This is a genomic window from Microvirga vignae, from assembly GCF_001017175.1.
Taxonomy (GTDB): domain Bacteria; phylum Pseudomonadota; class Alphaproteobacteria; order Rhizobiales; family Beijerinckiaceae; genus Microvirga; species Microvirga vignae.
Window position 1 is genome coordinate 186,450 of sequence record NZ_LCYG01000016.1, and the last position, 12,429, is coordinate 198,878.

A 12,429-nucleotide genomic window follows, 5' to 3' on the forward strand; every position below is an offset into this window, starting at 1 on the left:
GCTCCTCTCAAGCCAGCAGCTGCCGGCAGATATCGATCACATCCCCGGCCCAACCGGTCAGGACGCTCAAAAGAACCAGCCAGACGAAAAGCAGGAAGTGCCAGTAGGTGGCGCACAGCTCCACACTGAGCTGCAGACGCTCCGGTGCGATGCCTCGCCACGCCCTTGCGATGGTTCTTCCCAAGGCTATCAGGCCGCCTAAGAGATGCAGGCCATGGATTCCCGTCAGCACATAGAAGAACGCGTTGGCTGAGTTGGACGCCAGGAGATAGCCATCGGCCGTTAGTTGCCGCCAGGCCAGAAGCTGGCCGGACAGGAAGGCCAGAGCCGTCACGCCGGCCGCGAGAAGACCGAGCCGCAGTTCCTCGTCCTCTCCGCGGCGCGCCGCCTTTCGTGTCCCATGCAATGCGACGCTGCTCAAGACCAGCATACCCGTGTTCAGCCACAGGATCTTCGGAAGCGGGAGCGCACGCCAGTCCGGCATCTGCATCCGGATCGCATAGGCGCTGATGAAGAGAGCGAAGAGGGAGCCGACCACGGCAAGAAAGACGCCGAGGCCGACCTTCGCGGCAGATGAAGGTGCGCGTCTGGCGGCTAGCCAGTCGACGGCAACACCCTGTTCGAGCCACGGCTTCGACATCAGGCCCTGCCGCGAGAGCCACCATGTGGCAATGATGAGCAGCGCAGTCAGGAAAACGAGGATGCTACCCATGGATCGTTCCTGACGCTGGTTGCGCGCTCGGCTGGTTCTGCGGCAGGAAGTCCTCGACCGCGCCCGGCACACTGTAGTCGTAGGCCCAGCGATAGACGACCGGCAGCTTAGCGCCCCAATTGCCATGTGGAGGCGGTGTTTCGGGCGTTTGCCATTCGAGCGTCGTTGCCCTCCAGGGATTGCCGCCGGAGGGTCTTCCGTAGCGCAGGCTCCAGAACAGGTTGAAGACGAAGATGAGCTGAACCGCGCCGACGATCAGCGCCACGATGGTGATGAAGGCGTTGAGCGTATGGGCCGAGGCCGGAACGAAGGCCATCTCGCCGATCTCATGATAGCGGCGCGGAACGCCCATGAGGCCGAGATAATGCATGGGGAAGAAGATCGCGTAGGCGCCGAGAAACGTGACCCAGAAATGGAGCTTTCCGAGCGGGTCGTTCAGCATGCGCCCCGTGATCTTCGGATACCAGTGATAGATCGCGCCGAAGATCACCAGGATCGGCGCGACGCCCATGACCATGTGGAAGTGGGCGACCACGAACATCGTGTCGGAGAGCGGAACGTCCACGACGACATTGCCGAGGAAGAGGCCCGTGAGCCCGCCATTCACGAAGGTGACGATGAAGGCGAGAGCAAACAGCATCGGCACGGTCAGGTGAATGTCCCCGCGCCAGAGCGTCAGGACCCAGTTATAGACCTTGATCGCCGTCGGAATCGCGATGATGAGCGTGGTCGTGGCGAAGAAGAACCCAAAGTAAGGATTCATGCCGCTCACATACATGTGGTGCGCCCAGACGATGAAGCTGAGCGCGCCGATCGCCAGGAGCGCCCAGACCATCATGCGATAGCCGAAGATATTGCGCCGCGCATGGGTGCTGATCAGATCGGAGACGATGCCGAAGGCGGGAAGCGCGACGATGTAGACTTCCGGATGGCCGAAGAACCAGAAGAGGTGCTGGAAGAGGATCGGGCTCCCGCCGCTGCGATCCAGGGTCTGGCCCATCTCGACGATGGCCGGCATGAAGAAGCTGGTGCCGAGGGTCCTGTCGAACAGCATCATCACGGAGCCGACGAAGAGAGCCGGGAAGGCGAGGAGCGCCATGAAGCTCGCGGTGAAGATCCCCCAGACGGTCAGGGGCATGCGCATCAGCGTCATGCCGCGCGCCCGCGCCTGCAGCACGGTCACCACATAGTTCAAGCCGCCCATCGTGAAGCCGATGATAAAGACGATCAGCGAGACGAGCATCAGGATGATGCCCCAGTCCTGTCCTCCCGGCGTGCCCGAGAGAATGGCCTGAGGCGGATAGAGCGTCCAGCCCGCGCCCGTAGGCCCGCCTGGCGCGAAGAAGCTCGCGACCAGGATCAGCACGGCCAGCAGATAGACCCAGAAGCTCACCATGTTGACATAGGGAAACACCATGTCGCGCGCGCCGACCATCAGGGGGATGAGGTAATTGCCGAAGCCGCCGAGGAAGAGGGCGGTCAGCACATAGACCACCATCATCATGCCGTGCATGGTGATGAACTGATAATAGGCGTTGGCATCGATGAAGGAGAAGACGCCCGGGAAGCCGAGTTGCAGGCGCATCAGCCACGACAGCACGAGTGCGATGAGGCCAACCGTCAGAGCCGTGGCAGAATATTGGATGGCGATGATCTTCGCGTCCTGACTGAAGACGTATTTCGTGACCCAGCTATGCGGGTGATACAGCTCGACATCGTCGACATCGGCCGCATGTGCCGGCCCGATGTGACCAAGTGGAACGTCAACCATCAGGATCCTCTCCCTGATCGTTTCCCTTGCCCCCTTTGCCCGTCGCTGTTCGACGGTTCGTTTATTGGACTGCGGGCGCAAGACGCGCGAAATTCCGCGACGCCTGTCCCTCAAGCCATGCCTGATAGTCTTTCTGTTCCTGGACGACGACCGTTCCCCGCATCTGCGGATGGCCCACGCCGCAGAGTTCCGCGCACAGGATCTCGAAGGTTCCGGTTCTCGTCGGCGTGAACCAGATGTAGGAGACCTGACCCGGCACCAGATCCATCTTGGCCCGCATTTCCGGCACGTAGAAATTATGGATGACATCGACGGAGCGCAGCAGTGCCTTGACGGGCTTGTCCACGGGCAGACGCAACTCGCCGCCCTCGATGATCACGTCGTCCTGCCCCTTCGGATCCTCGCGGCTGATGCCTAACGGATTGTCGGGACTGACGAGGCGCGTGTCGGTCATGCCGAGCTTGCCGTCCGGGCCCGGCAGCCTGAAGGCCCATTGCCATTGCTGGCCGAGAACCTCGATGTCGGTGGCGTCCTCGGGGACCGTGATGAATTGCCGCCAGACGAACAGGCCCGGCGTCAGCATGGCCGCGACGCCGACACCTGTGAGGATGGTCAGCCACAGCTCCAGGCGTTTGCTTTCTGGCTCGTAATGCGCCTGCCGACCCGGCTGGTGCCGGAAGCGGTAGACGCAATAGGCCATGAAGAAAACGACCGCGACGAAGACCGCGCCCGTGATCCAGAAGGTGATGACGATCGTGGAGTCGATATAGCCCCAGTTCGAGGCAATGGGCGTCCACCACCAGGGGCTCACAAGATGGAAAACCACCGAGCCGACGGTGATCAGAACCAGTATAAGCGCTACAGCCATCCCCGTTCACCCTTGCCTTAAGAGGCTGCTGGCATGAAACAGAAGGCGATAACTTCTCGGCTAAAGCAATCTCTCAAGAAAAACTCGAAATCGCTTTAGTCGACACAACACGACGACGCGCACAACACTGCGCTTCCCAGGAAAAATCTTCACAGGCCTAATACGATGAAGATTACCTGTTAAGGTCGCTCAAAGCTATACCTAACGGCTGAGTTGGTCAACGAGAGCCTGAGCATAACAAAGCCGGGACGCGCCGGATGCAGGCCTGCTGGTGGCGGAGTCGCCTCGCTGATGACGCCCGGAGAGCTTACCGCCCGTTGTCGATCTCGATCGAGCGGCAGACACCTCCAACGGGGCATTTTGCTGTGTCAGCGGTCCTGACCCATGCCGGGTCCGCAGTCAAGGAGCGCTCGCAGAAGCTGGAATCGCGAACATAACGGTCATAGGTCGTGGGGCCGGTGCGCAGCACCACTGCACCGCGCGATGCGACGATCTGTCTGGCTTGCTGGCAGGTCATCGCCAAGGTTGTGGCTGCTGATTGCGCCATGGCGCCGGTTGACAGGCCTGTAAGCATGATAGACGCAAGAAAAACCTTCATACAGCTTCCCGATATCTGCTTTGAGGGATGCAATAAAACAAACCCGGTGGCCTGCTGTTCCCCGGAGCAGCCGCTCGGAACGCGGCACGCCAGCGCACATGGCCTCTGACCCGTGATTGTCCTCGCACGGCAGATCCTCCGATGGTGGTCATCCCATCGTCTGCGTCTCGATGGCGTGACTCTTTGTGACGTCCGGCACTTCCGTGGGGCGGCGTTTGCTGACGTCGAAGGTGTCGCCTGCACTCAGCACATGGAGGCGCACATCAAACATCGAGAGCGCGCGTTCCGGCTCTGCCTCGGCAATGTTGGAATGCGTCACGCCTGCGCCATCCACGACATAGACGCAGCCGCTGCCGATTACGTCGAAGCAGTCGTCTTTGAAAACGAGAGCGGTGTCCTCGTCGATGCCGATCCCGAGCTCGCGCGGGTTGTGGGCAACCGCTCCGAAGAGACGTCCGAAGCGCCCCCGCTCCGCAAAATGCTGGTCGATGATCATGTTGCGGACAAGCCCCAAGCCAGGCGCCATGTGCAGGTCGCCGATCTTGTAGGATTCGCCGCTCGTGCCTTTCACCAGCATCGTCTCGCTCATCACGGAGGCGCCGGCCGACGTGCCGGCTAGCAGCCCGCCGCGTTCGTGGATCTCGCGCACCCGCTGCTCGATGGGCGTATCGCCGATCTGGCTCGAAATCCGCAATTGATCGCCGCCGGAGAAGAACACGCCGGCAGCGCTATCGAGCAGGCCGAGCTTTTTGGGATCGAGGGTCTCGGCCCGGTCCTTGACGTAGAGCTCGACGAGGTCGGTAACGCCGAGCTCGGCGAAAGCGCGTTCGTAAGCCTCAAAGTAGCCTTCGGGCTCATGAGACGCGACAGTGGCGATGACGAGCCTGCCGCCGTCGAGGTGCTTGACCACCTCGCGGAGGATAGTGCGATCGCCTTCCTTGTCCTCGCCGCCGCCAATCATAATGAGCGGCCCCTTCGAGCCTCGCTTCCTGTGTTCCGCCATGGCTCCCGATGCTCTTCTCGTCCCGAAATGTTTTCGCGTGGGCGGATAGATGGAGCGCAAGCGACGCTCCGCCCAGCTTGAGGGCACAGCATGCCCTGCTTATGGGGGTGGGGGATCAGGCGCTCTTTCGCCAGGACGTCACCGGCTCCTCCGCTCTTTCGATTTCCACGTCGAAACGGGTGGCGAGACGAGGCTGGAAGTTGAGAACCTGCTGCCACATGGCCTCTACATCCGTGGGCGTGAGCACCACGAGGTCGCCCGGCTGCGCCATGCCCAAGCAGATATCCGCAGCCTGGTCCTCCTCGAGGATCCGTTTGATCCGGTCCTCGGGGAATCCGACGGCCAGTGCGCCTTCGGCGAGCAGAGTGACGATCTCGCCCGGCTGTCGCCCGCGCCGGGCAGGATCCTCACGGAAGATGATCTCGTCGAAGTAGCGCGCCGCCAGCGCACCCATGACCCGCATGTCGTCGTCGCGGCGGTCGCCGGGGATGTTGATCATGCCGATCACGCGCCGATGGTGCTGGCGCAGCTTGAGGATGAGATCGCCCAGGGCCTGGAGACCTGCCGGGTTGTGTGCATAGTCGAGGATCACCCGGAAGCCGTGTCCATCGAACACGTTGAGGCGGCCGGGACTGTGCGCGAACGAGTTGGTGTAGGTGGACAAAGCCATTCGAATGACATTGACCGGCACGCCCTGCGCATAGGCCATGGCCACGGCGCCCATGGCGTTCTGCACGTTGAATTCCGCCAAACCACCGAGGGTTGCCGGAATTTCAGCCGCTCGCGTCACATGGATGCTGTCGCCATCGTCGTGGATCACGATCTGGCCGCCGGGGGAGCGGCCAGGCTCACGCACGACGGCAAAGCCGCCATTCTCGATGTGCTCCCGCAGGAACTCGGGCATGTCGGCACCGCCACGCAGCGAGAAATAGCCGATCCTCCCGCCGGCGCGACGGCGCATGCCGACGGTGAGCGGATCGTCGGCGTTGAGGATGCTCGTGCCGTTCCGATGAACGGCCTCGACCACAACCGACTTGACCCAGGCGAGGTCCTCGACCGTGTCGACGCCCTTGAGGCCCAGGTGATCCGGCTGGATGTTGGTGACGAGACCGACATCGCATTCCGAGAAACCGAGACCCTCGCGCAGGATGCCGCCACGGGCGGTTTCCAGAACCGCCACGTCCACGGTCGGATCGCGCAGCACCACGCGGGCGCTCCACGGCCCAGAGGCATCCGTTTCCATCACCCGGTCATTGTTCACGTAGATGCCGGTTGTCGAGGTGAGGCCCACATTCCACCCGTGAGCGCGCAGGATATGACCCACCATGCGGCAGGTGGTGGATTTACCGTTGGTGCCCGTGACCGCAAGGATCGGGATGCGTGTGGGCGTGCCACGCGGGAAAAGCATGTCGATCACCGGCCGAGCCACGTTGCGCGGCCGTCCCTCGGAGGGCTGCAGGTGCATGCGGAAGCCTGGCGCCGCATTGACCTCGATGATGCCGCCACCAGTCTCATGCACCGAGCGTGCGATGTCGGGAGCGATGAAATCGATGCCGGCGACATCGAGACCCACGGCCTGCGCGGCGCGGCGCGCGATCAGGGCATTGTCGGGGTGAATGTCGTCCGTGCGGTCGACCGCCGTTCCACCCGTCGAGAGATTGGCCGTATCGCAGAGATAGATGACCTGGCCTGCCGCGGGGACGCTCTCAGGCGTCAGGCCTGCTTTCGCCAGAAAGCCAAGCACATGATCGTTGAGGATCATGCGGGTCATGACATTCTCATGGCCCTCGCCGCGACGCGGATCGCGATTCACCTCCTCCACGAGCGCGGCGATGCTGCGCTGCCCGTCGCCCACCACATGCGCGGGCACGCGCTCGGCCACGGCCACCACCTCGCCGTTCACCACGAGAATGCGATGGTCGCGCCCCTTGAAGCAGCTCTCGACGATGACCCGGCGGGAATGGCGCGCGGCCTCCGCAAAGGCTTGTGTGACCTCCTCTGGCGTCGAAAGATCGATGCTCACGCCACGTCCGTGATTGCCGTCGAGAGGCTTCACCACGACCGGGTAGCCGATCCGCTCCGCCGCACGCACTGCGTCCTCGGGGCTGCGCACGACCTCGCCTTTTGGAACGGGAAGACCTGAATCGGCAAGGAGCGCCTTCGTCAGATCCTTGTCGCTCGCAGCATCGGTGGCGATGGAGGAGGTGAAGCTCGTGGTGCTGGCGCGGATACGCTTCTGATAACGGCCGGTTCCGAGCTGCACGAGGCTTTGATCGTCAAGGCGCATGACCGGAATGCCGCGACGCTCGGCCTCCTGCACGAGGGAGAGCGTGGTCGGCCCAAGCGCCTTGCGGCGATGCACATTCTTGAGCGCAGCGAGTGCGGCCTGTAGATCGAAAGCGGCCTGGAGTGCAGGTTCCTCCTCGTCCTTGTAGACGCGGTCGAGTCCTTGAATGCCCTGCAGCTCGGCCGGGAGAAGCGAGTCCACGAACTGGAGCGCGAGGCGGCCCGCGAGAAGGCCTGTCTCCTCTTCTTCGTAGACGTACATGACGTTGTAGACACCGGGCTCACCGCGCACCGAGCGCGTCTTGCCGCGCGTCACGCGAAGGCCAATGAGCGACTGAAGCTCGATGGCCACGTGCTCAGTCACGTGACCAAGCCAGGTTCCTTCCTCAAGCCGCCTCACGAAACCGCCAGGCTCATGGAAGCAGCAGCCATGTTGATGAAGCCCCGGCAAGACAGCGAGGAGGCGCTCGGTGAAACCGGGAAGGCGGTCGGAGGGCCAGTCCTCCAGCGAACCGAGATCCAGCTTGATCCGGACCATGGGCGCGGAACTATAAAGGTGAGGTCCGCGATAGACGCCCCGCTCGATAATGTGCATGGGCTTTGCGACCTCGCGTGGTGTTTGGGCTTTGTTGGATTGTTCTTGATCGATCTGCTGAGATACGATGTCCGCAGATCCGGCCTGCGCCTGAAAATCTTCACCCACGCTTGAACTCCTCATGGAACGCGGCAGACGGCTGCGCCCGCACGCAGCACACCTTTGCTGTGATTTCGGATTCTAGATGATCAAGAGCGTTCAAAATGAACCTTGGGACTGCTCAATCCATGAGCAGAGCCTCTTGTTCCAACATGAAACGAAGAATATCAGACGTTATTTCGTCTACGATTAACATAAGTAATTTCGGGGCACCGACAGCTTGATCTTGCGCTTATCTTCAACGACTTCGAAGAGATTCAGCACGCGACTGGCGGCTTCCAGGTGGATATGGATTGGATGCCCGTCCGAGCCTCAGAAAGACATCTCTGCCTGAGCGGCTCAGAGCGAGTAACAGGCAGCATGACGCTGTCCGAAAGACGGTTCAGGAATGGTTTCACAGATATGCCTGATGGTGAGATCAGGCCCTTCAGAATCAGCGGTTGTCCTGACCATCATCGTCGTCATCGTCCCAGTCGCGCATCATGGCTCGGCGGCCGGGCCCCATCATCCCCCGACCCATCATGGCGCGTGGCATGAAGCGGATGAGAACATGGAGCCGTCGTTTCTGAGCCTCATCCAACGTTGCATAGAGTGGAGCGGCCGCATCGGCGAGCTTTCGCATCGCGTTGGCCCCCTGGCTCATATGGTCGGCCATGGCGCGAAGCGTGCCGACAGGGTCCGTTCTCATCATGCCCCGGTTCTGGCGCATGACCTGCATGTGAGCCATGTGAAGGCGGGCGAGACTTCTCAATGCATCTTCAACGGGAGGCCACAGCTTCTCCTGCTCGGCGGAAAGCCTCAGTCCGGCCCGGAGAGCTGCGATATGCGCATCGGCGAAAGCACTCATGTCCTCGGCTGAAAAGCGGCCCATCATGCGATCGTGCATCATGTCCGTGCCGGCCTGAGGCATGGCCTGCATCATCTGGCCCATGGGCATCTGAGATCCTGATTGAGCCGCGGATGTCTGGGCCAGCACTGGAGCAGAGAAAGCCATCAGAGCGGCAGTGAAAGCAGAGATCTTCATGGCGCTCTCCTCGGTGCATGAGGTCCGCTAGGATTGGAAAATCGGCAAAGGCATTTTCCGTTTCAAGCCAGTCTCAGGCGTTTCTCACAATGGCAGGGAGGGCCCGAGACAGGGCATCCGGACTGAAGGGCTTCTCCCAGCGTGGAACCGCGGCATAGCTCGGCGGTATCGAGGATGCGTCATAGCCGGTCGCGAAGACGAACGGGATGCCGTGCGCGGCAAGGGCATCGGCCACGGGAAAGACTTCCTCGCCGCGCAGATTGATGTCGAGCACGGCGGCATCGATCTTTTCACCCGAGGAGATCAGCGCCAGAGCCTTCTCTCGCTTAGGCACGGGGCCCACCACCTCGGCACCGAGCTTCTCCAGCGCCTTCGCCATGTCGTCGGCGATGAAATATTCGTCCTCCACGACGAGAACCCGGCAGCGAGCGAGTGCTCCTTCCTCGGCATGCGTTGTCATGCGCGTCCTCCTTGTCGGGTTTCGTGGGAGCCTTAGCTTTCCTGATAGGCGCCCCAGATAGCCTTCCGAATAACATGAGTTGAGCGAGCGCCGTTCCCGGCTCTTTGGAATAAGGCTTTTATGGGTTCGCTGCACAGATGGCCATCTACCTGATCCGCAAGCTGGAGCATTTCGCCAAGCTCTCCAATGAGGAGAGGACATCTCTTGAGCGTGCGGCTTCCCTGCAGTTGCGCCAGCTCAATCCACGCGAGGACATCATCTACGAGGGGGACCAGCCCACACAGGTGCATCTTATTTTGAATGGATGGGCCTGCCGCTACAAGGTGCTCGAGGACGGGCGGCGCCAGATCCTGGGTTATCTCATTCCCGGCGACATCTGCGACATGCGCATGTTCATCCTGAAGGAGATGGACCATTCCATCGGTGCGGTCTCACCCATCTCCGTTGCAGAGATTCCAAAGGAGACGATCATTGCCCTGACTGATGCCTTTCCGCGCCTCAGTCGTGCCTTCTGGTGGAATTCGCTCGTCGAGGATGCGATCACGCGGGAATGGATCATCAACAACAGTCAGCGCGAGTCGACGGAACGTATGGCGCATCTCTTCTGCGAACTCTTCATCCGGCTTCGCATGGTGGGGCTCACGAACGGCAATAGCTGCGAGATCCCGGTGACTCAGGCGGAACTCGGCGAAACCATGGGCCTGTCCACGGTTCATGTGAACCGAACTCTGCAGGAACTGAGGGCCTTGAATCTCGTGAACCTGAAAGGAAGGATCTTGACCATTCCCGACCTCAAGGCTTTGCAGGTCGTCGCCATGTTCAACGACAACTATCTCCACCTCGATCGGGACGGTCACGCGATGGATGCCAATGAGGGGTGACAGAACCTCCATGACCTTCGTGGGGTTTGCGTCGTTGCCTCGCGAGAGGTAGTCTCATGCAGCAGGACAAGTCTCGCATGCCAAAGCCCTGGCCCTCCGGCGACAGCAAGATGGCCGAATGCGTCCGCGAGTTCGATTGGGCCGGGACGCCACTTGGGCCGATAGAGACTTGGCCTGCCGCATTGAAATCTGCGGCGGCCTTCGTGCTCGATACCGCCTTTCCGGCCGCCTTGGTCTGGGGACCTGACCTCATTACCATCTACAATGATGGCTTCCGCCCCATTCTGGGCAACAAACCCGAGGCGCTCGGCCGCTCCTTTGCGGATGTCTGGAGCGAGGCTTGGCAGGAAATCGGGCCGCTCGTCGAGCGAGCCTTCGCCGGCCAGTCGACTTTCATCGAAGACTATCCGCTCGTCATCGATCGCTCGGGCGAACCGGAGAAGGCCCACTTCACCTTCTCCTATAGCCCCGTTCGCGCAGCCGACGGATCAATCGTCGGCATGATTGATACAGTCATAGAAACGACCAACCTTGTGCGGGCCCGTGAGGCGCTGCGCGAGAGCGAGGTGCGTGCCCGCATGCTCGTGGAAGGAATTGCGCAGGCGACTTGGGAAACGAATGCCGCAGGCGTCGTGGTCACCGACAGCCCATCTTGGCGCGCGTATACAGGCCAGAGTTTGGACGAATGGCTCGGCTATGGCTGGGTGAATGCGATTCACCCCGACGACAGAGCCTATGCGGAGCGGCAATGGCGTGAGGCGGTTGCAGCACGTCGCCTCGTAGATGCCGAGTTCCGCCTGCGCGCGCCAGGGCGGTTATCGCTGGACCAATGTCCGCGCAACTCCGCTTCTGAACGCCGACGGCTCAATCCAGAAATGGGTCGGCATGAACATCGACATCGACGCCCAAAAGCGCACCGAGGCGGCCCTTCGCGAGAGCGAGGAGCGGCTGCGGCTCATCGTGGAGAGCGCGCGCGACTATGCGATCCTGACCACCTCACCCGACAACAAAGTCGTCGACTGGTATGCGGGGGCCGCAGCGGTGTACGGCTATGCAGCGGACGAAATTCGGGGGCGCGACGCTGCGATCCTTTTCACCCCGGAGGACCGTGAGGCAGGCGAGCACGTGAAGAAGGTGGAGATTGCGCGCAAGGAAGGAAGCACGCCCAACGTACGCTGGCATATGCGCAAGGACGGCCGCTACGTCTTCATCGAAGGGCGCACCATAGCGCTGCGCAATGTGCGCGGCGAGATCCAGGGCTATCTCAAGATCGGGCAGGACGTGACCGAGCGCAAGCGCGCAGACGAGGTGCTGAAGGCCAGCGAAAAGCACGCCAAGCTGCTGCTGGCGGAACTTCAGCATCGCGTCAGGAACACCCTGGGTGTGATCCGCTCCATTGCCCGTAGAACGGCGGCCACCAGCGAGACGGCAGAGGATTACGCCATGCATCTCGAAGGGCGCATCGATTCCTTCGCCCGCGTGCAAGCGGTTGTGACCCGTGATCCGGCTGCAGGCCTCAATCTCGAGATGATCGTGGCCGATGAGCTTCGCGCCGTCGCAGCCCATGAGGGCGAGCAGGTCAAGAGCGTTTCCGGTCCTGAGGTGCGCCTTCAGCCCAAGGCGGCCGAAACGATGGCGCTCGCCATCCACGAGCTGGCGACAAATGCGGTGAAATACGGTGCGCTCTCCGCCGCAGAGGGCCGCATTCAGGTGACCTGGGCCATCGACAGGTCAGGGCACGAGCCGCAGCTCGTGTTCCAGTGGATCGAGACCGGAGTGCCGCTTGCGACCCAACAGCCGAGACGACGCGGATTTGGCCTCGAGCTGATCGAACGCACCTTGAGCTATGAGCTCGGCGGTGAGGCCAAGCTGGATTTCACGCCAGACGGTCTTCGCTGCACCATCAGCCTTCCCTTGGATCATCAGACTTTCGTGCTGGAGCCTGCAAGCTACAGCAGAGAGCACTAGAGCCTCGGACGAAAAAAGTGGACTTGCACTTTTGGGTCCGATGCTTGCTTCCCTCAGCGAGCGCATCGCGTGACGCGGAAAACCGGGTCCACTTTTTCGCCGACGCGGACCTCCGGTTCCGCACGATGCGCTAGCGCCGCCCTCTTCGCGCAGCGAACCGGAAG

General features: G+C 61.7%; 10 protein-coding genes and 1 pseudogene. 3 read left to right on the top strand and 8 right to left on the bottom strand.

Annotated features, from left to right (window positions below):
• Nucleotides 1-7 precede the first annotated feature (7 nt).
• From AA309_RS05765 to AA309_RS05800, 8 genes are all read right to left on the bottom strand, one after another.
• Nucleotides 8-712: a cytochrome c oxidase subunit 3 gene (locus tag AA309_RS05765; protein ID WP_047188022.1), complete on the bottom strand. Its 705-nt coding sequence runs from the start codon at nt 710-712 to the stop codon at nt 8-10.
• Nucleotides 705-2,483: a cytochrome c oxidase subunit I gene (locus AA309_RS05770; RefSeq protein ID WP_047188023.1), complete on the bottom strand. Its 1,779-nt coding sequence runs from the start codon at nt 2,481-2,483 to the stop codon at nt 705-707. The genes AA309_RS05765 and AA309_RS05770 overlap by 8 nt, the downstream gene beginning before the upstream one ends.
• A 61-nt stretch (nt 2,484-2,544) precedes the next feature.
• Nucleotides 2,545-3,351 carry a cytochrome c oxidase subunit II gene (locus tag AA309_RS05775; protein ID WP_047188024.1) on the bottom strand — a complete coding sequence of 269 codons (807 nt, stop codon included), beginning with the start codon at nt 3,349-3,351 and terminating at the stop codon, nt 2,545-2,547.
• Nucleotides 3,352-3,658: 307 nt separating this feature from the next.
• Complete coding sequence (locus AA309_RS05780) at nt 3,659-3,949, bottom strand: hypothetical protein (protein ID WP_047188025.1); 291 nt, start codon at nt 3,947-3,949, stop codon at nt 3,659-3,661.
• Between the two features lie 148 nt (nt 3,950-4,097).
• A complete protein-coding gene (locus tag AA309_RS05785) occupies nt 4,098-4,952 on the bottom strand; it encodes a cyanophycinase (protein WP_047188026.1) in 855 nt (284 codons plus the stop codon).
• Nucleotides 4,953-5,067: 115 nt separating this feature from the next.
• Nucleotides 5,068-7,941 carry a cyanophycin synthetase gene (gene cphA, locus AA309_RS05790; RefSeq protein WP_244470269.1) on the bottom strand — a complete coding sequence of 958 codons (2,874 nt, stop codon included), beginning with the start codon at nt 7,939-7,941 and terminating at the stop codon, nt 5,068-5,070.
• A gap of 424 nt (nt 7,942-8,365) precedes the next feature.
• Nucleotides 8,366-8,851, bottom strand: a complete 486-nt coding sequence (locus tag AA309_RS05795; protein WP_047188205.1) for a Spy/CpxP family protein refolding chaperone — start codon at nt 8,849-8,851, stop codon at nt 8,366-8,368.
• A gap of 178 nt (nt 8,852-9,029) precedes the next feature.
• The gene (locus AA309_RS05800; RefSeq protein ID WP_047188027.1) at nt 9,030-9,416 is read right to left on the bottom strand and encodes a response regulator; all 387 of its coding nucleotides are present in this window, start codon (nt 9,414-9,416) and stop codon (nt 9,030-9,032) included.
• A gap of 137 nt (nt 9,417-9,553) precedes the next feature.
• Between AA309_RS05800 and AA309_RS05805 the strand changes: the two genes are divergently transcribed.
• The 3 genes and pseudogenes from AA309_RS05805 (at nt 9,554) to AA309_RS37385 (ending at nt 12,265) form a co-directional block, all read left to right on the top strand.
• Nucleotides 9,554-10,297 carry a Crp/Fnr family transcriptional regulator gene (locus tag AA309_RS05805; protein WP_047188028.1) on the top strand — a complete coding sequence of 248 codons (744 nt, stop codon included), beginning with the start codon at nt 9,554-9,556 and terminating at the stop codon, nt 10,295-10,297.
• Between the two features lie 110 nt (nt 10,298-10,407).
• Nucleotides 10,408-11,094, top strand: a pseudogene (locus tag AA309_RS36275) (PAS domain-containing protein); the annotation flags it as partial.
• Between the two features lie 88 nt (nt 11,095-11,182).
• A complete protein-coding gene (locus AA309_RS37385) occupies nt 11,183-12,265 on the top strand; it encodes a sensor histidine kinase (RefSeq protein WP_342027931.1) in 1,083 nt (360 codons plus the stop codon).
• Nucleotides 12,266-12,429 lie beyond the last annotated feature (164 nt).

Excerpts from the sequence above, each read along its gene's own strand:
- AA309_RS05785 (WP_047188026.1), bottom strand. The coding sequence starts at position 4,952 with ATGGCGGAACACAGGAAGCGAGGCTCGAAGGGGCCGCTCATTATGATT.
- AA309_RS05770 (WP_047188023.1), bottom strand. The coding sequence starts at position 2,483 with ATGGTTGACGTTCCACTTGGTCACATCGGGCCGGCACATGCGGCCGAT.
- AA309_RS37385 (WP_342027931.1), top strand. The coding sequence starts at position 11,183 with ATGAACATCGACATCGACGCCCAAAAGCGCACCGAGGCGGCCCTTCGC.
- AA309_RS05780 (WP_047188025.1), bottom strand. The coding sequence starts at position 3,949 with ATGAAGGTTTTTCTTGCGTCTATCATGCTTACAGGCCTGTCAACCGGC.
- AA309_RS05800 (WP_047188027.1), bottom strand. The coding sequence starts at position 9,416 with ATGACAACGCATGCCGAGGAAGGAGCACTCGCTCGCTGCCGGGTTCTC.
- AA309_RS05765 (WP_047188022.1), bottom strand. The coding sequence starts at position 712 with ATGGGTAGCATCCTCGTTTTCCTGACTGCGCTGCTCATCATTGCCACA.
- AA309_RS05805 (WP_047188028.1), top strand. The coding sequence starts at position 9,554 with ATGGCCATCTACCTGATCCGCAAGCTGGAGCATTTCGCCAAGCTCTCC.
- AA309_RS05795 (WP_047188205.1), bottom strand. The coding sequence starts at position 8,851 with ATGCAGGCCATGCCTCAGGCCGGCACGGACATGATGCACGATCGCATG.
- AA309_RS05775 (WP_047188024.1), bottom strand. The coding sequence starts at position 3,351 with ATGGCTGTAGCGCTTATACTGGTTCTGATCACCGTCGGCTCGGTGGTT.